The sequence below is a fragment of the Leclercia sp. 119287 genome, assembly GCF_009734485.1.
Lineage (GTDB): Bacteria > Pseudomonadota > Gammaproteobacteria > Enterobacterales > Enterobacteriaceae > Enterobacter > Enterobacter adecarboxylatus_C.
Genome location: NZ_CP046445.1, coordinates 218,082 through 242,021, shown reverse-complemented (window position 1 = coordinate 242,021; position 23,940 = coordinate 218,082). Strand labels below are relative to the sequence as shown.

The following is a 23,940-nucleotide window of genomic DNA, read 5'->3' as shown; positions in this document are numbered from 1 at the left end:
GCAGATCACATAAAACGGGGGTGGGGCGTAGGGGACGGGAGGATGGAAAGAGGATGTCAAATAAGGAGACTGAGCGACGTTGAACTACCTCATGTATCCACAGCACATCACCAAAAAGGATGGCAGATATGAATATCAAGACTGGCGCACGCGTTTTCGCATTGTCCGCCCTTGCAGCAATGATGATCTCCGCTCCGGCGCTCGCCAAAATTGAAGAAGGTAAGCTGGTAATCTGGATTAACGGCGACAAAGGCTACAACGGCCTGGCCGAAGTGGGTAAGAAATTCGAGAAAGACACCGGCATCAAAGTCACCGTTGAACACCCGGACAAACTGGAAGAGAAATTCCCGCAGGTTGCGGCGACCGGCGACGGCCCGGACATTATCTTCTGGGCGCATGACCGTTTCGGTGGCTACGCACAGTCTGGTCTGCTGGCGGAAGTCTCTCCGGATAAAGCCTTCCAGGACAAGCTGTTCCCGTTCACCTGGGATGCCGTGCGTTACAACGGCAAGCTGATTGCTTACCCGGTCGCGGTTGAATCGCTCTCCCTGATCTACAATAAAGACCTCGTACCGAACCCGCCGAAAACCTGGGAAGAGATCCCGGCTCTGGATAAAGAGCTGAAGGCGAAAGGTAAGAGCGCGCTGATGTTCAACCTGCAAGAACCGTACTTCACCTGGCCGCTGATTGCTGCCGATGGCGGCTACGCGTTCAAATTTGCTGACGGCAAATATGACGTGAAAGACGTCGGCGTGGACAACGCAGGCGCGAAAGCGGGTCTGACCTTCCTGGTTGACCTGATCAAGAACAAACAGATGAACGCGGACACCGATTACTCCATCGCCGAAGCCGCGTTCAACAAGGGCGAAACCGCGATGACCATCAACGGTCCGTGGGCGTGGTCCAACATCGACAAGAGCAAAATCAACTACGGCGTCGCGGTGCTGCCAACCTTCAATGGCAAGCCGTCTAAACCGTTCGTTGGCGTGCTGAGCGCCGGTATCAACGCCGCCAGCCCGAACAAAGAGCTGGCGAAAGAGTTCCTGGAAAACTACCTCCTGACCGATCAGGGTCTGGAAGAAGTGAACAAGGATAAACCGCTGGGTGCCGTGGCGCTGAAATCCTTCCAGGAAACGCTGGCGAAAGATCCACGCATCGCCGCCACCATGAGTAACGCCGAGAAAGGCGAAATCATGCCGAACATCCCACAGATGGCTGCCTTCTGGTATGCCACCCGTACTGCGGTGATCAACGCCGCCAGCGGTCGTCAGACTGTGGATGCCGCGCTGAAAGATGCTCAGGGTCGTATTACCAAGTAGTAAGTAACAGCGGCGGGTGGCGCTTCGCTTACCCGCCCTACAACTACGGTTCGAACCGTAGGTCAGGTAAGCGGAGCGCCACCTGACAATAAGTTTTCACAGTTGTAGAGGAAGATCCCCATGGATGTCGTTAAAAAGAAACACTGGTGGCAAAGCGACACGCTGAAATGGTCAGTGATTGGTCTGCTGGGCTTGCTGGTGGGTTACCTTATTGTTGTAATGTACGCCCAGGGGGAGTACCTGTTTGCCGCCATGACGCTGATCTTAAGCGCGGTCGGCCTCTATATTTTTGCGAATCGTAAAGCCTACGCCTGGCGTTATGTCTATCCGGGCGTGGCCGGGATGGGGCTGTTTGTCCTGTTCCCCCTGATCTGCACCATCGCCATTGCCTTCACCAACTACAGCAGCACCAACCAGCTCGCGCAAGAGCGCGCCCAGCAGGTGCTGATGGATCGTTCCTATCAGGCCGGTAAGACCTTCAACTTTGGCCTCTACCCGTCCGGTGACGAGTGGAAGCTGGCCCTGACCGACGATGCCGCGGGCAAATACTACGTTTCCGATGCCTTTAAATTTGGCGGCGAGCAGAAACTGGCCCTGAAAGAGGCAGACGCGCTGCCGGAAGGGGAACGCGCTAACCTGCGTGTTATCACCCAGAACCGCCAGGCGCTGACCCAGGTGACCGCCGAGCTGCCGGATGAAAGCAAAGTGATCATGAGCTCGCTGCGCCAGTTCTCCGGCACACGTCCGCTCTATACGCTGGGCGATAACAGCACGCTCACCAACAACCAGACCGGCGTGAAGTACCGCCCGAACAATGAGATTGGTTTCTACCAGTCCGTCAATGCCGACGGTAACTGGGGCGACGATAAGCTCAGCCCGGGCTACACCGTCACCATCGGCTGGGACAACTTTACCCGCGTCTTCACCGACGAAGGCATTCAGAAGCCGTTCTTCGCCATCTTCGTCTGGACCGTGGTCTTCTCGATACTGACCGTGATCCTGACCGTGGCTGTCGGCATGGTGCTGGCCTGCCTGGTCCAGTGGGAAGCGCTGAAAGGGAAAGCGATTTACCGCGTCCTGCTGATCCTGCCCTATGCCGTGCCGTCGTTCATCTCGATTCTGATTTTCAAGGGTCTGTTCAACCAGAGCTTTGGTGAAATCAACATGATGCTGAGCGGGCTGTTTGGCATCAAGCCGGCCTGGTTCAGCGATCCGACCACCGCCCGCACCATGATCGTCATCGTCAACACCTGGCTTGGCTATCCGTACATGATGATCCTGTGCATGGGGCTGCTGAAGGCCATCCCGGATGACCTGTACGAAGCCTCGGCGATGGACGGTGCGACCCCGTTCCAGAACTTCTTTAAAATTACGCTCCCGCTGCTGATCAAGCCGCTGACGCCGCTGATGATTGCCAGCTTCGCCTTTAACTTTAACAACTTCGTGCTGATTCAGCTGTTGACCAACGGTGGCCCGGACCGTCTCGGCACCACCACGCCAGCCGGTTATACCGACCTGCTCGTAAGCTACACCTACCGTATCGCCTTCGAAGGCGGCGGCGGCCAGGACTTCGGTCTGGCGGCAGCGATTGCCACCCTGATCTTCCTGCTGGTAGGCGCGCTGGCGATTGTAAACCTGAAAGCTACTCGCATGAAATTTGACTAAGGAGGGCACTGATTATGTCTATGGTTCAACCCAAATCTCAGAAGTTGCGCCTCTTTGCGACCCACCTGGGCCTGCTGATTTTTATCGCGGCGATCATGTTCCCGCTGCTGATGGTTATCGCCATCTCCCTGCGTTCGGGTAACTTCGCGACAGGCAGCCTGATCCCGGATGAGATCTCCTGGGAGCACTGGAAGCTGGCGCTGGGCTTCAGCGTGGAGCACGCCGATGGCCGCGTGACGCCGCCGCCGTTCCCGGTGCTGCTGTGGCTGTGGAACTCGGTGAAAGTCGCCACCATCACCGCGATCGGTATCGTGACCCTCTCCACCACCTGCGCCTACGCGTTTGCCCGTATGCGCTTCAAAGGGAAAGCGACGCTGCTGAAAGGGATGCTGATTTTCCAGATGTTCCCGGCGGTACTGTCGCTGGTCGCCCTGTACGCCTTGTTTGACCGCCTCGGCCAGTACGTGCCGTTCATCGGCCTGAACACCCACGGTGGGGTGATCTTCGCCTACCTCGGCGGGATCGCGCTGCACGTCTGGACCATCAAGGGCTATTTCGAAACCATCGACAACTCGCTGGAAGAAGCGGCCTCGCTGGATGGCGCCACCCCATGGCAGGCGTTCCGCCTGGTGCTGCTGCCGCTCTCCGTGCCGATTCTGGCGGTGGTCTTTATTCTGTCGTTTATCGCCGCCATCACCGAAGTGCCGGTCGCATCACTGCTGCTGCGGGATGTGAACAGCTACACCCTGGCGGTAGGGATGCAGCAATACCTCAACCCACAAAACTACCTGTGGGGCGACTTTGCCGCAGCCGCCGTACTCTCCGCTATCCCGATCACCGTCGTGTTCCTGCTGGCTCAGCGCTGGCTGGTGAACGGCCTGACCGCGGGGGGTGTGAAAGGTTAAGTTTCATTGTTATGCCACTGCAACCCTCAACTTTGCCTTGATGTCTTGATCCAAACTTGTGACTGTATTCGGCGGCCCTCGGGCCGCCCTTTTTTTATTCCCGTTTTAATCGCTTCGAGTTGCACAGCCAGAGTGTGACCACCAGCAGCAGGATTGCCGCCGAGTAGAGCAGCACGTCGAGGGGCGATTTATGATCGACGATAATCAGTCGCACAATCGCGGTGATACCAATGTAGATAAAGTAGCGCAGCGGGAAGTGAAAGCCAGACTGAAAGTACTTCACGATCAGGGCGATAAATTCGAAGTAGAGAAAGTAAACCACCAGCCCTTCAACCAGCTCGTATTTGCTGGTTTGCTCAGGGGCAAAAAGCACATCAGCCAGATGCACCGTCTCTTTACCGAGGAAGACGACCAGGATCAGGCCAAGGCTCAGCAGACCCAGGTTCAGCACGGTCTGCAGAATGGTTGAGATAAACTCAACGCGTGGGCGAGTCAGGGATGTCATACAGCACCTCATTCTCCGGGGCGAGGTTCCTGTATAACGCAAAAATGTGACGGGGATCTATATTTTTTGTTTATATTTTGTGCAGATCTGCCGGGCGGCACTCCGTTTGCCCGGCCTACGGGGTTTTGTAGGCCCGGTAAGCGTAGCGCCACCGGGCACACAGACCGCAGCAGACTTACTTATGCGCGCCAGGCTTTATAACGGTTAATCAGACCGTTGGTGGAGCTGTCGTGGCTGTTGATATCCTGGTTATCACCCAGCTCTGGCAGAATGCGGTTAGCCAGCTGTTTGCCCAGCTCTACGCCCCACTGGTCAAAGGTGAAGATATTCAGGATTGCGCCCTGGGTGAAGATTTTATGCTCATACAGGGCAATCAGCGCGCCCAGACTGAACGGGGTGATCTCACGCAGCAGGATGGAGTTAGTCGGACGGTTGCCTTCGAACACTTTGAACGGTACCACGTGGTCCAGCGTCGCCGGATCTTTACCCTGATCGCGATACTCCTGCTCAACCACATCACGCGCTTTACCGAACGCCAGCGCTTCAGTCTGCGCGAAAAAGTTCGACAGCAGCTTCGGATGGTGGTCAGACAGCGGGTTATGCGTGATGGCCGGGGCGATGAAATCGCAAGGAACCATCTTGGTGCCCTGGTGGATCAGCTGGTAGAACGCGTGCTGACCGTTGGTGCCTGGCTCGCCCCAGATGATTGGGCCAGTCTGGTAATCCACGGCGTTGCCGTTACGGTCAACGTATTTACCGTTGGATTCCATGTTGCCCTGCTGGAAGTAGGCCGCGAAACGGTGCATGTACTGGTCGTACGGCAGGATCGCTTCGGTTTCAGCGCCGAAGAAATTGTTGTACCAGATGCCGATCAGCGCCAGCAGTACCGGCAGGTTTTTCTCTGGGGCGGTGGTGGAGAAGTGTTTATCCATCGCGTGCGCGCCGGAGAGCAGCTCAACAAAGTTGTCGTAGCCCACGGAGAGGATGATCGACAGGCCGATAGCGGACCACAGGGAGTAGCGTCCGCCAACCCAGTCCCAGAATTCAAACATGTTGGCAGTGTCGATACCGAACTCGCCTACCGCTTTGGCGTTGGTGGAGAGCGCCGCGAAGTGTTTCGCTACGTGCTGCTGGTCACCGGCCGTTTTCAGGAACCAGTCGCGCGCGCTGTGGGCGTTGGTCATGGTTTCCTGAGTGGTGAAGGTCTTAGACGCCACCAGGAACAGGGTGGTTTCCGGGTTCACGTTTTTCAGCACTTCCGCGATGTGGGTGCCATCGACGTTAGAGACAAAGTGCATGTTGAGGTGGTTTTTGTACGGACGCAGCGCTTCGGTCACCATGAACGGGCCGAGGTCGGAGCCGCCGATACCGATGTTCACCACGTCGGTGATCGCTTTGCCGGTGTAGCCTTTCCATTGACCTGAGATGATCGCTTCAGAGAAGGATTTCATCTTTTCCAGGACGGCGTTCACTTCCGGCATCACATCTTTGCCGTCAACGATAATTGGGGTATTGCTACGGTTACGCAGGGCCACGTGCAGCACCGCGCGATCTTCGGTGCGGTTGATCTTCTCACCGGAGAACATGGACTTGATGGCACCGCTCAGATCGGTCTCTTTCGCCAGATCCTGCAGTTTTGCCAGCGTCTCTTCGGTGATGCGGTTTTTGGAAAAATCCACCAGCATCCGATCGTCGAAGGTCGCGGAGAACTTGCTGAAACGATCGCCGTCTTTCGCGAACAGGTCCGCGATGGTGACGTCTTTCATTTCTTCAAAATGTTTCTGTAATGCCTGCCAGGCTGAAGTCTGCGTTGGATTGATATTTTTCATAGCAATACTCTTCTGAATTGAGAATTGTGACCTCGGTCGATTGTAGCCTCTGTCGCTGAAAATTGTGATGGTTTTTATGCCATTGGCCTGGCCTGTATCAAGTGCGGCGCAAAAGCCCCAAAAGTATAGCTGTTATAAGTCCTGTTTCTCATATGGAAGGCAGCATGAAAAATCCGCATAATCCCGGCGTTGACAGGATCCTCCACACATTTTATTTATACACACGGTATTTGCGCCTGCACCGATAAAACTATTTTGTCCTTGTGCCATGGTCGCTTTTTTCCTTCCCTGACACGAGGTTGTTATGACGAGTTTTGTTGTCGCCAAATTTGGCGGTACCAGCGTGGCCGATTACGATGCCATGAACCGCAGCGCCGATGTGGTGCTGGCCGATCCTGATACCCGCCTGGTGGTGTTGTCCGCTTCGGCTGGCGTCACCAATCTGCTGGTCGCCCTTGCTGAAGGGCTGGAAGCGAGCGAGCGCCAGGCTAAGCTCGAAGCGCTGCACAAAATTCAGTTCGATATTCTTAGCCGCCTGCGCGATCCGAGCGTGATTAGCGAAGAGATCGAGCGCCTGCTGGAAAATATTATCACCCTGGCGGAAGCCGCCTCTCTGGCCACCTCTACCGCCCTGACCGACGAGCTGGTCAGCCACGGTGAGCTGATGTCGACCCTGCTGTTCGTCGAAGTGCTGCGCGAGCGTAACGTTCAGTCGCAGTGGTTTGACGTGCGTAAAGTGCTGCGCACCAGCGACCGCTTTGGCCGCGCCGAGCCGGACGTTACCGCTATTGCCGAACTGACGACCCAACAGCTGGCGCCGCGCCTGGCGGAAGGGATTGTCATCACCCAGGGCTTTATCGGTAGCGAAGCCAAAGGCCGTACCACCACGCTGGGCCGCGGCGGCAGCGACTACACCGCCGCCCTGTTGGGTGAAGCCCTGCAGGCCTCCCGCGTCGATATCTGGACGGACGTGCCGGGCATCTACACCACCGACCCGCGCGTGGTGCCTGCGGCAAAACGTATTGATGTGATCGCCTTTGAAGAGGCCGCTGAGATGGCGACCTTTGGCGCGAAAGTGCTGCACCCGGCAACGCTGATGCCTGCCGTGCGCAGCGACATTCCGGTGTTCGTGGGCTCCAGCAAGGATCCAAAAGCGGGCGGTACCATGGTGTGCAACACCACTGAAAACCCACCGCTGTTCCGCGCTCTGGCGCTGCGTCGCAAACAGACCCTGCTGACCCTGCACAGCCTGAGCATGCTGCACTCCCGCGGCTTCCTGGCCGAAGTGTTCAGTATTCTGGCGCGCCACAGCATCTCGGTAGATCTCGTGACCACTTCAGAAGTGAACATCGCCCTGACCCTGGATACTACCGGCTCTACCTCCACCGGCGATACCCTGCTGACGCAGTCTCTGCTGATGGAGCTTTCGGAACTGTGCCGTGTTGAGGTGGAAGAAGATCTCGCCCTGGTGGCGATCATCGGTAACGAGCTGTCCCGCGCCAGCGGCGTGGGCAAAGAGGTGTTTGGCGTGCTGGAGCCGTTCAACATCCGCATGATTTGCTATGGTGCTTCCAGCTACAACCTGTGCTTCCTGGTGCCTGGCGCCGAAGCCGAGCAGGTCGTGCAGAAACTGCATCATAACTTGTTTGAGTAACAGAAAAATGGCCCGGGAAACCGGGCCATTTTTTTATCCTGCCAGTACCGTTCTCATCAGCAGCGAATCCAGCGAGGCTATCTTGCCATTACGGCTGTCCGGCAGCGTAGGAGGGTTTTCACCCCGCGCCAACTCCTGAGTGATGAAAGCATGCAGCAAAGGCCGTCTGGGGCCGTATTGCGCTTCTCCCGCACGCTGTTTTATCGCCAGCAGGTCATCGATTTCCTGACGTAACGGCGCATCAAGCTCGCTTCCCGCCAGCAGTTCGGCAAAACGCATCGGTGGCATACCTTTTCCGGCCTCCACCCACCGCACCGCTAATAGAGGACGCAGGACGTAAAAGTACTTTTTCAGCCGGACCTCTGCGTCCTGCAAATAGCCGCGGAAATTTTTGCGCGCCATAGAGTAGTAGTGCCAGCGCGCACGCACGGGGGAGAACCAGGCGGGCACCTGCGTGCGTAGCTCGGTTATCACCTTGTCGCTCTGCTGATAGACCACCGGCGAATCCAGCCACTCGATAAGCGTGGGGTTAGCCGCTTTCAGCAGGCCAAGCGCCTTGCGCCACTCCCAACCGCTCACGTCAAGTTCGTCGTCTATGGGCAGCTCAATGACATCCCGCTGCGGCTCGACGCGCAAATACCAGTCAGGTTTATGCACATACAGGAAGCGCACGTCATAATCGCTATCCGGCGATGCAAAGCCCCAGCCGCGGCTGCCCGATTCACAGGCATATAGCACGGTCACATTGAATCGTTGCTCTATTTCGTTGAGTTGCTGCCGCACACGCTCGCGCATGGCGGTATCCACACCGTTATCAGCCATCTGCTTTATCCTTTTACACATACTACCTGGCGCAACGTATGGACGATTTCGACCAGGGATGCTTGCGCCGCCATGACGGCATCGATGTCTTTATAGGCCATCGGGATTTCATCGATGACCTCGTTGTCTTTTCTGCACTCGACGTGGGCCGTGGCGCGGATCTGATCGGCAACGGTGAAGCGTTTTTTGGCCGCCGTGCGGCTCATCACCCGTCCTGCCCCATGGCTACAGGAGCAGAAGCTCTCCTCATTGCCCAGGCCGCGCACGATAAAGCTCTTCGCCCCCATCGAGCCGGGGATGATGCCCATTTCGCCCTTCTGTGCCGACACTGCCCCTTTGCGGGTCACCAGCACCTCTTCACCAAAATGACGCTCTTTCTGCACATAGTTGTGATGGCAATTCACCGCCTCCTGCTGGGTCAGAAAAGGCTTTGGCACGATGCGCGACAGCGCGGCCAGCACGCGCGACATCATCACCTCGCGGTTATGGCGGGCAAAATCCTGCGCCCACTCCACGGCCTCGATGTAGTCGTTATAGTGTCGGCTCCCCTCCTGGAAATAGGCCAGATTCCTGTCAGGAAGGTTGGCGATATGCTGCTGCATATCCTTCTGCGCCAGGGTGATAAACACGTTGCCAATCGCATTACCCACGCCACGTGAGCCGCTGTGCAGCATGACCCACACGCGCTGCTGCTCGTCCAGGCACACCTCGATAAAGTGGTTCCCGGTGCCCAGCGTCCCCAGATGCTGATGGTTATTGGTTTTCAGCAGTTGCGGATACTTATCCGTCAGCCGCTTAAAGCGCGGCGCCAGCTGTCGCCAGTGGTTATCCACTTCATCCGGCGTCTTTTCCCACGCCCCCTTGTCGCGACGGGAGCGGGTGTTGGTGCGCCCGTGCGGCACCGCCTGTTCAATGGCGCTGCGCAGCCCGTGAAGGTTATCCGGCAGATCGCCTGCCAGCAGCGACGTCCGCACGGCGATCATCCCACAGCCGATATCTACCCCCACCGCCGCCGGAATAATGGCCCCTTTGGTGGGGATCACGCTGCCAATGGTGGACCCTTTCCCGAGATGCACATCCGGCATCACCGCCAGATGTTTGAAAATAAAAGGCATCTTCGCAGTGTTCAGCAACTGCTCGCGCGCCTCTGGCTCTACGGGCACCCCGTGCGTCCACATTTTTACCGGTGCGCTGTGATGCGCCGTTAATACGTCAAAATCATTCTGTTTCATGGTGCTCACCCTCAGGGATGTCTGTTACTGAGAAGTATTGCCAGAAGCGTGCCAGAATATTAAGCCTTCATAAATAAAACATATCCTTTTGATTATATTTACTTTAATTCACATAGTTTCTTCAGACATTGCTTAAGCCGCAGAATATTTTTATCTTTTAGTATCAGTTTTTATCTTGAAGGATAAACATGAAAAAGCGGCGAGTGGTTATTGGGGTCCTGGGCACGGTGATGGACAAACGCGGCAAGCGGGCCAACCGCTTACGCAAATGGCGCCCGACGGTCGGGCTTTGCCAGCAGCCCGACCTCCCCGTCGACAGGCTTGAGCTCCTCCACCAGCCCCAGGATCGGGGGATGGCGGAACAGATAACGGAAGATATCAGGCTGCTCTCGCCCCATACCACCGTGCGCCCGTGGTCCGTCACCATTGCCGATCCCTGGGATTTTGAAGAGGTCTACGCCGCGTTCCTCGACTTCGCCACCCACTACAAGTTTGACACCGAGCATGAAGAGTACCTGGTGCATATCACCACCGGCACGCACGTGGCGCAGATCTGCTGGTTTTTGCTGACCGAAGCGCGGTATCTTCCCGCTAGCCTGATCCAGACCGGCCCTGCCAGCAGGGATGCGCCCGAAGAGGCAGTGCCTGTCGGACGTTACTCGATCATCGACCTGGATTTAAGCCGCTATGCCGCGCTGACCAGCCGCTTTCAGCGCGAGCAGCAGGAATCCGTTTCGTTCCTCAAAGCCGGGATTGATACCCGCAATGCCACTTTCAACGCCCTGATCGATCAGATTGAACGCGTGGCGCTGCGCTCGACCGCCCCTGTATTGCTGACGGGCCCAACGGGGGCCGGAAAATCCTTCCTCGCCAACCGTATTTACCAGCTTAAGCAATCCCGCCATCAGCTGACGGGCAGGCTGGTGGCAGTAAACTGCGCCACGCTGCGGGGTGACAACGCCATGTCGACCCTTTTCGGTCATGTCAAAGGGGCATTTACCGGGGCGGCAACGGCGCGTGCCGGGCTGCTGCGTGAGGCCGACGGCGGCGTGTTGTTTTTAGATGAGATCGCCGAACTGGGCCTCGACGAACAAGCCATGCTGTTGAAGGCCATCGAAGAAAAAACCTTCTTCCCGTTTGGCTCTGATAAAGAGGTCAGGAGCGATTTTCAGCTGATTGCCGGTACGCACCGGGATATGCGCCAGTGGGTGGCGGAAGGTCGCTTCCGGGAGGATCTCTGGGCCCGTATCAATATGTGGAGTTTTGCCCTGCCCGGCCTGGCGCAGCGTCGGGAGGATATCGCCCCCAACGTGGGGTACGAACTGCAACGCTTCGCGACTGAAGCGCAATCCCAGGTGCGTTTCGACAGAGAGGCACGTGAGCGCTATCTGCGTTTTGCTGACTCGCCTCAGGCGTTGTGGCGGGGTAACTTTCGTGAACTGGGTTCCTCTGTGGCGCGGATGGCCACGCTTGCCGAACAGGGGCGCATCACCTTAGCGCTTGTTGAGGAAGAGATCGTCAGGCTGCAGGAGAGCTGGCAAATCGCCACGCCATCCGCGGCGATGGCGCTCGATCTCTTCGACCAGCGACAGCTGGAAACCGTGCTGGAGGTGTGCCGTCGTAGCGCCTCATTATCCGAGGCCGGTCGCGAACTCTTTGCAGTCTCCCGGATGAAAAAGGTCAACCCCAACGATGCCGACAGGCTGCGCAAATATCTCACCCGCTTTGGGCTGAGCTGGGAAAGTCTTCACCCGGGATCATGAAGAAAATTTGGTTGAACAAAATTCATTAGCAGGATAAACAATATCTCTAAGCCGGGCTCGAACCCGGCTTTTTTATAACTACATGACACAACACAATCGCAAGGAATCCGTATGTTATCCGCCATTACCCGGCTGTTCCCGTTATGGGCGCTGCTGCTCTCTGTTCTCGCGTATTACACGCCATCCACCTTTACCGCTATCGGCCCGTGGGTCACCACGCTGCTGATGCTGATCATGTTCGGCATGGGCGTGCACCTGAAAGTCGACGATTTTAAACGCGTGCTGTCACGCCCGGCCCCGGTCGCGGCGGGTATTTTCCTGCACTACCTGGTGATGCCGCTGGCGGCATGGGCGCTGGCTATCGCCTTTAAGATGCCGCCTGACCTCTCCGCCGGGATGGTGCTGGTGGGAAGCGTGGCCAGCGGTACAGCCTCCAACGTGATGATCTATCTGGCGAAAGGCGATGTGGCGCTGTCGGTGACCATCTCCTCCGTCTCCACGCTGGTGGGCGTGGTAGCAACCCCGCTGCTGACGCGTCTGTACGTGGATGCCCACATTCAGGTGGATGTGATGGGAATGCTGCTGAGCATTCTGCAGATCGTGGTGATCCCGATTGCGCTGGGGCTGATTATCCACCATCTGTTCCCTCGACTGGTGAAAGCCGTGGAGCCGTATCTGCCGGCGTTTTCGATGGTCTGTATTCTGGCCATTATCAGCGCCGTGGTCGCCGGTTCTGCGGCGCATATCGCCTCTGTCGGTTTTGTGGTGATTATCGCCGTGGTTCTGCATAACACCATCGGCCTATTGGGCGGTTACTGGGGCGGAAAGCTATTCGGCTTTGACGAATCCACCTGCCGCACGCTGGCGATTGAGGTCGGGATGCAGAACTCCGGCCTGGCCGCTGCGCTCGGCAAAATTTACTTCTCGCCGCTGGCGGCTCTGCCGGGTGCGTTGTTCTCGGTATGGCATAACCTGTCCGGCTCGCTGCTGGCGGGTTACTGGTCGGGTAAGCCGATCGATGAACAAAAGAAACGCGATGTGGTGAAGGAAGGTTAATTCAGCTTCGCGACTGCGAAGGCATGCTTTACACTGAAGCCTCTCTCACAGGAGGCTTCAGGTATGTCCACACCGAGATTGACCCAGAAAGACATGACGGAAAGCGAGCAGCGCGAACTGAAAACCCTGCTCGATCGCGCCCGTATCGCCCATGGCCGACTGCTGACCAACGCCGAAACCAATCACGTAAAGAAAGAGTACATCGACAAACTGATGGCGCAGCGTGAACTGGAAGCCAAACAAGCCCGCAAGCTTAAAAAAGCGCAGGCTTATAAGGTGGATAAAGAGGCGACATTCTCCTGGTCGGCGAATACCCCAACCCGTGGAAGGCGCTGATCAGCGCCCTTTCTTTTTACGCCCTGGCTGGGTAAAGCGTTTTCCGTTCCCGGCCGGTTTGGCTTTACTTTTCTCTTCCGCCTGTGGGGCCTTGACCACCGGTCGCTTGATGCCCTGCATTTTCGGTTTTGCCTTCGCTTTCGGCTTCGCTTCTGAGGATGAGTTCTCGATCAGCTTAAACAGCTCAATCAACTCGTCCCCGGTCAGATCGCGCCACTCGCCCAGCGGAATGCCGGAGAGGCTGACGTTCATGATGCGCGTACGCTCCAGCTTCGTCACTTCAAAGCCAAAATGTTCGCACATACGGCGGATCTGGCGGTTTAAGCCCTGAACCAGGGTGATACGGAAGGCGAACGGCGCCTCTTTCTTCACCTTGCACTTCTTCGTGACTGTGCCGAGGATCGGAACGCCCGCCCCCATCCCGCGAATGAATTCGTCCGTCACCGGCTTGTTGACCGTGACGATGTACTCTTTCTCGTGGTCGTTACCGGCCCGCAGGATCTTATTCACCAGATCGCCGTGGTTGGTGAGGAAAATTAATCCCTGGGAGTCTTTATCCAGACGGCCAATCGGGAAGATACGGCTGCTGTGGTTGACGAAATCAACGATGTTGTCGCGCTCGCCATCTTCCGTGGTACTGACAATGCCAACCGGTTTATTCAGCGCGATAAACACCAGGTCTTCTTCGTCCCGGGGCTCGATCAATTGACCATTCACTTTGACCACGTCGCCAGGGACGACCTGATCGCCAATGGTGGCGCGTTTACCGTTGATAAACACGTTGCCCTGTTCAATGTAACGGTCAGCCTCGCGGCGCGAGCAGATCCCGCTCTCGCTAATGTATTTGTTTAATCGGGTAGATTGAGTTGGCAGCATAATTTCTCCTGTAGAGGCGAAATATACCCCAGGTTTGGGCTGGTAAAAAGCTAAGTACCAGGAAATACGAGACGCATTCAGTATGGTCCTGGCTATCTTGCGCAAGCCCCCGGCGTCGTTGCCCGCGCCAAAGGCTTAACGCAGATTAATACTCATCCCGGCCATCATCTTCATCCGGCTGCTCCATCACGCTGTACGCCACCGCGCAGAACAGGGAGTTCAGACGCTTCATGTCGCCCAGTAGCCCCATATGCAGGGAGCTGGTCTCGATACTTTGCACGTTCTGCTGGTGCAGCCGGTCAACGTGCGCGTGGGAATAGCGGCGGTTGAGGATGCGGAAACGGTGCTTGTTACGACGCAGGCGACGGGCGCTGGCCAGATCGCTGGAGAAAAAGACCGACATCGCCAGCTTGAGGTTGGCAAGCAGCTGATCGTGCAGCGCATCCAGCTCTTTGACCCCTTCGAGGGAAAACGCCCGGCGGGCCGCCAGCGATTTGTCAGCGATTTCACTCCCCATGCGTTCGACGATATCGGAGGCTTGCTCCAGGTTGAGCGACATCTCTATGATCTCCGCCCAGCGGCGGGACTCTTCTTCCGCCAGCTCATCTTTTGGCATCCGCGCCAGATAGAGCTTGATGGCGGTATAGAGCACGTTGATGTCATCCGCGAGCTTGCGCAGCGCTTTCTCTTCCCGCGGTTCGCCGTGCATCACCTTTTTCAGCCCCTCCAGCATCTGCTCCATGGCATCGCCCATGCGCAGCGTTTCCCGGGCGGCATTGGCCAGCGCCAGCGCCGGGGTATCCAGAGCTGAGGTGTCCAGATGTTTCGGTTTCAGGCGCGCATCGAGCTCGGGTTCATCGCGGATAATCCGTTCACAGAACCGCGCCATCACCCCGGCAAAGGGTACCATCGCCAGGCAGCGCACCAGGTTATAAAAGACGTGGAAGTAGATCACCATCTCCGATTCCGGCAGCGACAGGTTATCCATCAGATTCGCCAGCGGATAGACGAAAGGCAGGATGGCCAGGCTACCCACCAGCTTAAACAGCAGGCTGCCGAGCGCCACGCGACGGGCCGCGGCGTTGGCGGCGCTATTATTGAGTACCGCCAGCAGGCCGGAGCCGAGGTTAGCGCCAATCACCAGACACAGGGCCACCGGGAAGGAGATGATCCCCGCCGCGGTGAGCGTGGCGGTTAGCAGCACCGCCGCCAGGCTGGAGTAGCTAATCAGGGCAAACACCGCGCCAATCAGCGCATCCAGCAGGATATCGCCGGTCAGCGAGGCGAAGATGACCTGCACGCCGCTGGCCTGGGTAATGGGTGTGACGGCCTGGACGATCAGCTCCAGCGCCAGCAGAATCAGGCCAAGGCCGATCCCCACCCGTCCCAGCTGTCCGGCGCGGGTCTGTTTACGGCCAAGGAAAAATATCACGCCGATGAAAATCAGCAGCGGCGACAGCCAGGAGAGATCGAAGGTTAACACCCGCGCCATCAGCGCGGTCCCCACGTCGGCACCGAGGACAATCACCAGCGCAGGGGTCAGCGCCACCAGATCCTGCGCCACAAACGAGGTGACCAGCATGGTGGTGGCGTTGCTGCTTTGCACCAGCGCGGTCACGCCAATGCCGGCGCAGAACGCGAGCGGTTTTTTCTCAACGCTGCGGCTGAGTACAGTACGTAAGCGGGCACCAAAAACACGCATCACGCCGGTACGGACAATGTGCGTGCCCCAGACCAGCAACGCCACGGCAGAAAGCAGATGTAGCAGAGTCAGCACGGATGTAGGTTCTCCTTTTCGTTATCAGTTCCTTAAGCCCACGCCAGAAACGCCGGATGGCGCTTCGCTTATCCGGCCTACGCCTGACCTGAGCTCTTCTCAAGTATAAGGGGTCAAACGTAAGAAAGAGACAGGGCACCCTGTGGGTGCCCTGTTTGTTGTAAGGAAACGTGACGTGAACCGGGCACTGACCGTCGGCGGCGCAGTCAGATTGCACACGGACTGCCCGCAGTGAGGGGAGCGTACACAAAGTACGTGACCCGAGTGAGGACAGCCCTGGTGCAAGCTGGCAAGTAAGCCAGGTCAGTCTGCGTCGTAGCCGAGGTTCGGTGCTAACCAACGCTCCACTTCCGAAACGCTCATCCCTTTACGCAGGGCATAATCCTCCACCTGATCGCGCTGGATCTGCGCCACGGCGTAGTACTTGCTGTCAGGATGGCTGAAATACCAGCCGGACACCGACGCCCCAGGCCACATGGCGAAAGATTCGGTGAGCTTCATGCCGGTATGGGTTTCAACATCCAGCAGCTGCCAGATAGTGCCTTTCTCGGTGTGCTCCGGGCAGGCCGGATAACCCGGGGCCGGACGAATGCCCTGGTAGTTCTCGCGGATCAGCTCCTCATTGCTGAGGTTCTCGTTCGGGGCATAGCCCCAGTACACTTTACGCACCCGCTCATGCAAGTATTCGGCAAAGGCCTCGGCCAGACGGTCGGCAATCGCTTTAATCATGATTTTATTGTAATCATCATGCTGCGCTTCGTAGGCATCCGCCAGCGCGTCCTCCTCCAGCCCGCCGGTTACGGCAAAGGCACCGATGTAGTCCGCTTTACCGCTCAGCTTAGGCGCGACGAAATCGGCCAGGCAGTAGTTGGCAAAACCGACCTTCTCGGTCTGCTGACGCAGATGATGGCTGACCGTCAGCACGTGGGTGCGAGTTTCATCGCGATAGATCTCGATGTCATCGCCCACACGGTTGGCCGGGAACAGCCCCACCACACCGCGCGGGTTGAGGGTTTTCTCCGCGCTGAGCTGATCGAGCAGGTCGTTGGCATCCTTAAACAGGCGCTGGGCCTCTTCACCCACCACTTCATCTTCGAGGATGCGCGGATATTTTCCGGCCAGCGACCAGGTCATAAAGAACGGCGTCCAGTCGATGTAGTTGCGCAGGGTTTCAATGCTGGCCGTCACCTCCTGCACGCCCAGACGATGGGCAACCGGCGGCGTATAGCTTGACCAGTCAAAGGCCAGGTCGTTATCACGAGCCGCGGCCAGGGTGACCGGCGGGGTGCGCGGCTTTTTGCGCGCGTGCTGGATACGCACCGTCTCGTACTCTTTGCGGGTTCTGGCAACAAAGTCGTCGCGCTGGGTTGCTGAAAGCAGCGCCGAGACCACGCCCACCGTGCGCGACGCGTTCTGTACGTACACCGTCGGCCCGCTGTAGTTCTGCTCGATCTTCACCGCCGTGTGCGCTTTCGAGGTAGTCGCCCCGCCAATCAGCAACGGCAGGGTAAAGCCCTGGCGCTCCATCTCTTTCGCCACGTTGACCATCTCGTCAAGCGACGGGGTAATCAGCCCCGAGAGGCCAATCAGGTCAGCATTCACCTCGCGCGCGGTTTTGAGGATTTTATCCGCCGGCACCATCACGCCGAGGTCGATAATCTCGTAGTTATTACACTGCAGTACTACGCCGACGATGTTTTTGCCGATGTCGTGTACGTCGCCCTTCACGGTGGCAATCACCATCTTGCCGTTGCTGGAGCCTTTCTCTTTGCTGGCTTCGATGTAGGGCTCGAGATACGCCACCGCCTGCTTCATTACGCGGGCGGATTTCACCACCTGCGGCAGGAACATTTTACCCTCGCCGAACAGATCGCCGACCACGTTCATGCCGTCCATCAGCGGGCCTTCGATCACCTCAATCGGACGCGCGGCCTGCTGGCGGGCCTCTTCGGTATCCAGCTCGATAAACTCGGTGATGCCTTTTACCAGCGAATATTCGAGACGCTTTTTCACGTCCCACGAGCGCCACTCGGCCTGCTGAACATTGGCGCCGTCGTCGGCTTTGCTGCCGCGATATTTTTCCGCCAGCTCCAGCATGCGCTCGGTGGCGTCGTCACGGCGGTTAAGGATCACATCTTCTACCGCATCGCGCAGCTCCGCTGGCAGATCGTCGTAAATCGCCAGCTGGCCAGCGTTAACGATCCCCATGTCCATCCCGTTGCGGATGGCGTAGTAAAGGAACACCGCGTGGATGGCTTCACGCACCGGGTCGTTACCGCGGAACGAGAACGACACGTTCGACACGCCGCCGGAGATCAGCGCGTGCGGCAGCTCGCGCTTGATGTCTTCACAGGCACCGATAAAGTCCTGGGCGTAGTTGTTGTGCTCTTCAATCCCGGTCGCGACGGCGAAGATATTCGGGTCAAAAATAATGTCTTCCGGTGGGAAGCCGACCTCTTCGGTCAGGATCTGGTACGCGCGGCGGCAGATCTCAATTTTACGCTCGCGGGTATCCGCCTGGCCCACTTCATCAAAGGCCATCACCACTACGGCGGCACCGTAGCGGCGCAACAGTTTGGCATGATGGATAAAGGGCTCAACCCCCTCTTTCATGGAGATGGAGTTAACGATGCCCTTGCCCTGAATGCACTTCAGCCCTTTCTCGATAACTTCCCATTTCGAGGAGTCGATCATGATCGGCACGCGGGCAATGTCCGGCTCACCGGCGATCAGGTTGAGGAAACGCACCATCGCCGCTTCGGCGTCGAGCATCCCCTCATCCATGTTGATATCGATAATTTGCGCGCCGCTCTCTACCTGCTGGCGGGCCACATCCAGCGCTTCGCTGTATTTCTCTTCTTTGATCAGACGCTTGAACTTCGCGGAGCCAGTGACGTTGGTACGTTCCCCGACGTTCACAAACAGGCTCTCATCACCGATGTTCAACGGTTCAAGCCCGGCCAGTCGACAGGCAACCGGCAGCTCGGGTAATTTACGCGGCGGCAGGCCTGCCACGGCGTGGCTCATGGCGGCGATATGCTCCGGCGTGGTGCCGCAGCAGCCGCCGACAATATTCAGGAACCCGGACTCGGCCCATTCGCGGATCTGCGCCGCCATGGTCGCGGCGTCGAGATCGTATTCACCGAAGGCGTTCGGCAGGCCGGCGTTCGGGTGAGCGGTCACGTAGCATTCGGCGATGCGCGACAGCTCCTGTACGTACTGGCGCAGTTCGTCCGGCCCCAGCGCACAGTTCAGGCCAAAGCTCAGAGCATCGGCGTGGCGCAGGGAGTTATAAAAGGCTTCGGTGGTCTGCCCGGACAGGGTTCGGCCAGAGGCATCGGTGATGGTGCCGGAGATCATGATCGGCAGATCCACGCCGAGGGCCTCGAACTCCTCTTTCACCGCATAGATAGCGGCTTTGGCGTTGAGGGTATCGAAGACCGTTTCAATCATGATCAGATCGGAACCGCCTTCCACCAGCGCACGGGTCGACTCGCGGTACGCCGCCACCAGCTGGTCAAAGGTGATATTACGAAATGCCGGATCGTTCACGTCCGGAGAGATAGAGGCGGTGCGGTTGGTCGGGCCAAGCACGCCTGCGACGTAGCGCGGTTTCTCTGGCGTGCGGGCCGTCCATTCGTCGGCACAGGCACGCGCCAGCTTCGCCGCCTCATAGTTGATCTCCGCCGACAGGGATTCCATCTCGTAATCCGCCATGGCGATAGTTGTCGAGTTGAAGGTGTTGGTCTCAACGATATCCGCGCCCGCCTCGAAATAGGCGTAATGAATGGCGGCGATAATCTCTGGCTTGCTGAGCACCAGCAGGTCGTTGTTACCTTTCAGATCGCAGGGCCAGTCGGCGAAGCGGTCGCCGCGAAAGTCGTCTTCACTCAGACGATAGCTCTGGATCATGGTGCCCATACCGCCATCCAGCACCAGAATGCGTTCATTTAACTGCGCACGCAGTTGATCTACTTTGCTGCTCACACTTGCTCCCGCCAACGCTCAACCAGGCCAAAAGGCCAGCAGACCATACTGGCATAATCTTGCAAAGGGGAAAAGTCACACCGCGGTAACATGAGACATGTTCACTATAACTCCTCCGATCAGTAAGGATAGCGGTTGCAAAACAGCCAAATAAAACGAAAATGATTTCCACGATACAGAAAAAGGAGCCTGTCATGGTTGCCACCGTTCCCGCTAAACGCGGCAGAAAACCCGCCGCCGCAACCGCCCCGGCGGGCGGACAAGTCCAGTCCCTGACGCGGGGCCTCAAACTGCTGGAGTGGATAGCCGAGTCGCACAGCAGCGTGGCGCTGACCGAGCTGGCCCAGCAGGCTGGCCTGCCGAACTCCACTACCCATCGCCTGCTTACCACCATGCAGCAGCTGGGCTTTGTCCGTCAGGTGGGCGAGCTGGGGCACTGGTCCGTAGGTGCCCACGCGTTTATCGTCGGCAGCAGCTTTTTGCAGAGCCGTAACCTGCTCGCTATCGTGCACCCGATCCTGCGCAAACTGATGGAAGACTCCGGCGAGACGGTCAACCTGGCGGTGCTCGACCAGAGCGATCATCAGGCGATTATTATCGACCAGGTTCAGTGTACCCAGCTGATGCGCATGTCGGCGCCGATTGGTGGCAAGCTGCCGATGCACGCCTCCGGGGCGGGAAAAGCATTCCTGTCCCAGCTGAGCGAAGAGCAGGTTACCGGGCTGCTGCACCGCAAAGGCTTACACGCCTATACCCATGCGACGCTGGTGTCTCCGGTGCATCTGAAAGAGGATTTGGCCCTGACGCGCAAGCGCGGCTACTCCTTTGATGATGAGGAGCATGCGCTGGGTCTGCGCTGTCTTGCCGCCTGCATCTATGACGAGCATCGCGAGCCCTTTGCCGCCATCTCTATTTCCGGGCCAATCTCGCGAATGACCGATGATCGGGTGACCGAGCTGGGGGCGCTGGTGATTAAGGCGGCGAAAGAGGTCACGCTGGCGTATGGTGGGATCCGTTAAGATGGTTTTGCCGGGTGGCGGCTGCGCCTTACCCGGCCTACATTCGGACCGTAGGCCCGGTAAGCGCAGCGCCACCGGGCGTTAAACCGCAAATCTGATGCTAAACCTCTGCTTACGCCGGTAAGCATACACATCTTCCACATGACCGTTCTGGATGCGCTTTTGCAGGCCCCGCCAGTAGTCGGCGCGAAACAGATCGGCGTGCATCTCCTCAAATAGCGTCCCGATGCGCGGGTCAGCGCAGAGCCAGTGACGAAACTCTTCCGGGAAGACATCTCCCGGTGAGACGCTGTACCAGGGCTCGCTGGCGAGCTCATCCTCCGGGTAACGCGGCGGCGGGATCTCCCTGAAATTCACTTCCGTCATGTAGCAGATTTCGTCGTAATCGTAGAACACCACCCGCCCGTGTCGGGTGACGCCGAAGTTTTTGAACAGCATATCGCCCGGGAAGATGTTAGCCGCCGCCAGCTGGCGGATAGCATTGCCGTACTCTTCGATGGCGTCGTGAAGGGCCTGTCCCTCCGCCTGCTCCAGCCAGATATTGAGCGGCACCATCCGTCGTTCAATGTAGAGATGGCTGATGATAATCCGGTCACCCAGATCGCTGATTTTTCCCGGCGCTTCCTGAAGCAACAGTGCCATCAGTTCCGGCGCAATCTGTCGCTTATCGAGTACGAAGTTCTCAAACTCCTGGGTATCCGCCATTCGCCCGACGCGATCGTGCTCTTTAACCAGCTGATAGCAGGCGCGCACGTGGGCGGCAGACATCTCTTTTTGTGGGGCGAATTTGTCCTTAATCACCTTAAACACCCGGTCAAACCCCGGCAGGGTAAAGACCAGCATCACCATGCCGCGAATACCCGGGGCTTCAATAAACTGCTCGTCGGCATGGGCGATATAGTGCAGATACTCCCGGTAGCTCTCGGTTTTGGCATGCTTCTGACACCCTATCGCCATATAGAGCTCGGCGGTGGTTTTACCCGGAAGGATTTCCCGCAGCCACGCCACCAGCGCGCCAGGCTGCGGGGCATAAACCATAAAATAGGAGCGGGCGAAGCCGAAAACGATGCTCGCCTCGGCGCTGGTGGTCAGGCAGGTATCCACCATCAGCTCCCCTTCATCACTGCGATGAATGGGCAGCAGAAACGGCAGCGTGGCGTCCGGCGTAACCAGCTTGCCCACCAGCCAGGCGGCTTTGTTGCGATAGAAGAGTTCGTTCGCGACCTGCAGATAGCCGTTGCGCAGCTTGTCTGCACCCAGCGTGTCAGAGAGATGGGCGATGATATACCCGACATCACGCGGGCGATTTTGCCAGGGCAGCCGCAGGGGGAGATCGGCTAACACTTTGGTTAACAACGCCTCCCAGCCCTGATCGGGAAAGAAATCTTTCGCCAGCGGTCGCGGCAGGGTGCGAAAACGTTGTCCGGATTGAGAGCTGAAAATAAAGAGCCGCTCCGGTGACAGCGAGCGGTGATCGAACAGCCGACAATAGACGGAATTGAAAAAGCTTTCTGCAATTTCAAAGCGAGGGTAATCCGGCAGCAGATGGGTGTAATGCTCTTTCACACGCAGTAAGAACGCGGCATCGGTACTGGTGTGCCCGGTGATGCAGCGCAATTGCTCCGCCACCAGCCCAACGTGATGATCATAAAGGTGAATACGCTGCTTCATCGCCTGCTGCACGGCGTGCCAGTCGGCCTGCTCAAAGCGCTGTTGCGCCCCGGACGTCACTTCAAGGAAACGACCATACTGGGCATCGAAGCCCTGCAGAATGGTTTGTGCAATCAGTAACTCCAGGCCACGCGACATAGCTTCCCTCTCCCCAGGAAACAGAACCGTAGGCCCGGTAAGCGTAGCGCCACCGGGCGTTTCCGTTATCAGAACTGTGCTTCTTCGGTCGACCCGGTCAGCGCGGTCACGGAGGAGGCGCCGCCCTGAATGATGGTGGTGACTTTGTCGAAGTAGCCCGTTCCCACTTCCTGCTGATGTGAGGCAAAGGTGTAGCCCTTTTGGCTTGCCGCGAACTCCGGCTGCTGGACCTTCTCGACGTAGTGCTTCATCCCCTCGCCCTGGGCGTAGGCGTGCGCCAGGTCGAACATGTTGAACCACATGCTGTGAATGCCCGCGAGGGTGATGAACTGATACTTGTAGCCCATGTCCGACAGCGCCTGCTGGAAGCTGGCGATGGTGTTATCGTCCAGGTTTTTCTGCCAGTTGAAGGACGGTGAGCAGTTATAGGCCAGTAGTTTGCCCGGGTATTTCGCATGAATGGCGTCAGCGAAGCGTTTAGCCAGCGCCAGGTCCGGGGTAGAGGTTTCGCACCACACCAGATCGGCATAAGGAGCATAGGCCAGGCCGCGGCTAATCGCCTGCTCAATGCCGGCATGGGTACGGTAGAAGCCTTCGCTGGTACGTTCCCCGGTAATAAACTGGCTGTCGTAAGGGTCGCAATCGGAGGTGATCAGGTCTGCGGCATCAGCATCGGTACGGGCAATCACCAGCGTCGGAACGCCCAGCACGTCAGCGGCCAGACGGGCAGCCACCAGTTTCTGGATCGCCTCCTGCGTTGGCACCAGCACTTTACCGCCCATATGCCCGCACTTTTTCACCGAGGCCAGCTGATCTTCGAAGTGAACGGCCGCTGCACCGGCTTCAATCATCGATTTCATCAGCTCGAAGGCGTTCAGCACCCCGCCAAAGCCCGCTTCGGCATCGGCGACAATCGGCAGGAAGTAATCCACAAAGCGCGGATCGTTTGGCTCAATGCCGGACGCCCACTGGATCTGATCCGCACGGCGAAAGGTATTGTTGATCCGCTCCACCACCGCCGGGACAGAGTTTGCCGGATAGAGAGACTGATCCGGGTACATGCTGGACGCCAGGTTGGCGTCCGCCGCGACCTGCCAGCCCGACAGATAGACCGCTTCAATGCCCGCTTTCGCCTGCTGCAACGCCTGGCCGCCCGTCAGCGCGCCGAGGCTATTGATGTAACCCTTCTTCGATTCGCCGTGCAGCAGACGCCACATTTTGGCCGCCCCCAGCTGCGCCAGAGTGCACTCGGGGTTGACCGAGCCGCGTAACTTCACCACTTCCTCTGCGCTATAAGGGCGTTCAATGCCTTCCCAGCGCGGTTGAGTCCACTCGTTCTGTAATGCTTCGATTTGTTGGGTACGGGTTTTCATGTGCAGATGCTCC

The 23,940-nt window shown here is 57.9% G+C and carries 17 protein-coding genes; 8 read left to right on the top strand and 9 right to left on the bottom strand.

Annotated features, from left to right (window positions below; genetic code table 11):
• Positions 1-128: 128 nt before the first annotated feature.
• From malE to malG, 3 genes are all read left to right on the top strand, one after another.
• Positions 129-1,319, top strand: coding sequence for a maltose/maltodextrin ABC transporter substrate-binding protein MalE (gene malE / locus GNG27_RS01120; protein WP_106993919.1), 1,191 nt, complete (start codon positions 129-131; stop codon positions 1,317-1,319).
• A gap of 120 nt (positions 1,320-1,439) precedes the next feature.
• On the top strand, positions 1,440-2,984 hold the full coding sequence (gene malF / locus GNG27_RS01115; protein WP_142487839.1) for a maltose ABC transporter permease MalF: 1,545 nt from the start codon (positions 1,440-1,442) through the stop codon (positions 2,982-2,984).
• Between the two features lie 14 nt (positions 2,985-2,998).
• Complete coding sequence (gene malG / locus GNG27_RS01110; protein WP_142487838.1) at positions 2,999-3,889, top strand: maltose ABC transporter permease MalG; 891 nt, start codon at positions 2,999-3,001, stop codon at positions 3,887-3,889.
• 94 nt (positions 3,890-3,983) lie between these two features.
• Here malG and psiE read toward each other — a convergent pair whose 3' ends face one another.
• Both psiE and pgi read right to left on the bottom strand, forming a co-directional pair.
• Entirely contained in the window at positions 3,984-4,394 is a 411-nt protein-coding gene (psiE, locus tag GNG27_RS01105) for a phosphate-starvation-inducible protein PsiE (protein WP_142487837.1), read from the bottom strand.
• A gap of 179 nt (positions 4,395-4,573) precedes the next feature.
• A complete protein-coding gene (pgi, locus tag GNG27_RS01100) occupies positions 4,574-6,223 on the bottom strand; it encodes a glucose-6-phosphate isomerase (protein ID WP_156262684.1) in 1,650 nt (549 codons plus the stop codon).
• A 304-nt stretch (positions 6,224-6,527) separates the two neighbouring features.
• On the opposite strand from pgi, the gene lysC reads away from it, so the two are divergent.
• Positions 6,528-7,877 carry a lysine-sensitive aspartokinase 3 gene (gene lysC / locus GNG27_RS01095; RefSeq protein ID WP_156262683.1) on the top strand — a complete coding sequence of 450 codons (1,350 nt, stop codon included), beginning with the start codon at positions 6,528-6,530 and terminating at the stop codon, positions 7,875-7,877.
• A gap of 33 nt (positions 7,878-7,910) precedes the next feature.
• On the opposite strand, the gene GNG27_RS01090 is transcribed toward lysC, so the two are convergent.
• A complete protein-coding gene (locus GNG27_RS01090) occupies positions 7,911-8,699 on the bottom strand; it encodes a nucleotidyltransferase domain-containing protein (protein ID WP_156262682.1) in 789 nt (262 codons plus the stop codon).
• A gap of 5 nt (positions 8,700-8,704) precedes the next feature.
• Positions 8,705-9,931 (bottom strand): RtcB family protein, encoded by a 1,227-nt coding sequence (locus GNG27_RS01085; protein WP_156262681.1) that lies wholly within the window; start codon positions 9,929-9,931, stop codon positions 8,705-8,707.
• 188 nt (positions 9,932-10,119) lie between these two features.
• Here GNG27_RS01085 and rtcR point away from each other — a divergent pair, with 188 nt between their 5' ends.
• The 3 genes from rtcR (at position 10,120) to GNG27_RS01070 (ending at position 13,086) form a co-directional block, all read left to right on the top strand.
• Positions 10,120-11,694, top strand: a complete 1,575-nt coding sequence (gene rtcR / locus GNG27_RS01080) for an RNA repair transcriptional activator RtcR (RefSeq protein ID WP_156262680.1) — start codon at positions 10,120-10,122, stop codon at positions 11,692-11,694.
• 111 nt (positions 11,695-11,805) lie between these two features.
• The gene (gene panS, locus GNG27_RS01075) at positions 11,806-12,750 is read left to right on the top strand and encodes a ketopantoate/pantoate/pantothenate transporter PanS (protein WP_142487831.1); all 945 of its coding nucleotides are present in this window, start codon (positions 11,806-11,808) and stop codon (positions 12,748-12,750) included.
• Between the two features lie 63 nt (positions 12,751-12,813).
• Entirely contained in the window at positions 12,814-13,086 is a 273-nt protein-coding gene (locus tag GNG27_RS01070) for a DUF3811 domain-containing protein (RefSeq protein ID WP_142487830.1), read from the top strand.
• Here GNG27_RS01070 and rluF read toward each other — a convergent pair whose 3' ends face one another.
• The 3 genes from rluF to metH all read right to left on the bottom strand — a co-directional run bounded on the left by rluF (position 13,087) and on the right by metH (position 19,726).
• Positions 13,087-13,962, bottom strand: coding sequence for a 23S rRNA pseudouridine(2604) synthase RluF (gene rluF / locus GNG27_RS01065; protein ID WP_156262679.1), 876 nt, complete (start codon positions 13,960-13,962; stop codon positions 13,087-13,089).
• A gap of 145 nt (positions 13,963-14,107) precedes the next feature.
• Complete coding sequence (locus GNG27_RS01060; RefSeq protein ID WP_156262678.1) at positions 14,108-15,739, bottom strand: Na/Pi cotransporter family protein; 1,632 nt, start codon at positions 15,737-15,739, stop codon at positions 14,108-14,110.
• A 303-nt stretch (positions 15,740-16,042) separates the two neighbouring features.
• The gene (gene metH, locus GNG27_RS01055; protein ID WP_156262677.1) at positions 16,043-19,726 is read right to left on the bottom strand and encodes a methionine synthase; all 3,684 of its coding nucleotides are present in this window, start codon (positions 19,724-19,726) and stop codon (positions 16,043-16,045) included.
• A gap of 194 nt (positions 19,727-19,920) precedes the next feature.
• Between metH and iclR the strand changes: the two genes are divergently transcribed.
• Positions 19,921-20,745 (top strand): glyoxylate bypass operon transcriptional repressor IclR, encoded by an 825-nt coding sequence (iclR, locus tag GNG27_RS01050; protein ID WP_156262676.1) that lies wholly within the window; start codon positions 19,921-19,923, stop codon positions 20,743-20,745.
• 81 nt (positions 20,746-20,826) lie between these two features.
• On the opposite strand, the gene aceK is transcribed toward iclR, so the two are convergent.
• Complete coding sequence (aceK, locus tag GNG27_RS01045) at positions 20,827-22,554, bottom strand: bifunctional isocitrate dehydrogenase kinase/phosphatase (protein WP_156262675.1); 1,728 nt, start codon at positions 22,552-22,554, stop codon at positions 20,827-20,829.
• Positions 22,555-22,622: 68 nt separating this feature from the next.
• Entirely contained in the window at positions 22,623-23,927 is a 1,305-nt protein-coding gene (gene aceA, locus GNG27_RS01040; RefSeq protein ID WP_156262674.1) for an isocitrate lyase, read from the bottom strand.
• Between the last annotated feature and the right edge of the window lie 13 nt (positions 23,928-23,940).

Bases quoted from the DNA above. Each gene is read 5' to 3' on its own strand.
- rluF (WP_156262679.1), bottom strand. From the start codon at position 13,962: ATGCTGCCAACTCAATCTACCCGATTAAACAAATACATTAGCGAGAGC.
- pgi (WP_156262684.1), bottom strand. From the start codon at position 6,223: ATGAAAAATATCAATCCAACGCAGACTTCAGCCTGGCAGGCATTACAG.
- lysC (WP_156262683.1), top strand. From the start codon at position 6,528: ATGACGAGTTTTGTTGTCGCCAAATTTGGCGGTACCAGCGTGGCCGAT.
- GNG27_RS01070 (WP_142487830.1), top strand. From the start codon at position 12,814: ATGTCCACACCGAGATTGACCCAGAAAGACATGACGGAAAGCGAGCAG.
- malE (WP_106993919.1), top strand. From the start codon at position 129: ATGAATATCAAGACTGGCGCACGCGTTTTCGCATTGTCCGCCCTTGCA.
- GNG27_RS01085 (WP_156262681.1), bottom strand. From the start codon at position 9,931: ATGAAACAGAATGATTTTGACGTATTAACGGCGCATCACAGCGCACCG.
- iclR (WP_156262676.1), top strand. From the start codon at position 19,921: ATGGTTGCCACCGTTCCCGCTAAACGCGGCAGAAAACCCGCCGCCGCA.
- malF (WP_142487839.1), top strand. From the start codon at position 1,440: ATGGATGTCGTTAAAAAGAAACACTGGTGGCAAAGCGACACGCTGAAA.
- aceK (WP_156262675.1), bottom strand. From the start codon at position 22,554: ATGTCGCGTGGCCTGGAGTTACTGATTGCACAAACCATTCTGCAGGGC.
- panS (WP_142487831.1), top strand. From the start codon at position 11,806: ATGTTATCCGCCATTACCCGGCTGTTCCCGTTATGGGCGCTGCTGCTC.
- aceA (WP_156262674.1), bottom strand. From the start codon at position 23,927: ATGAAAACCCGTACCCAACAAATCGAAGCATTACAGAACGAGTGGACT.
- rtcR (WP_156262680.1), top strand. From the start codon at position 10,120: ATGAAAAAGCGGCGAGTGGTTATTGGGGTCCTGGGCACGGTGATGGAC.
- psiE (WP_142487837.1), bottom strand. From the start codon at position 4,394: ATGACATCCCTGACTCGCCCACGCGTTGAGTTTATCTCAACCATTCTG.
- malG (WP_142487838.1), top strand. From the start codon at position 2,999: ATGTCTATGGTTCAACCCAAATCTCAGAAGTTGCGCCTCTTTGCGACC.
- GNG27_RS01090 (WP_156262682.1), bottom strand. From the start codon at position 8,699: ATGGCTGATAACGGTGTGGATACCGCCATGCGCGAGCGTGTGCGGCAG.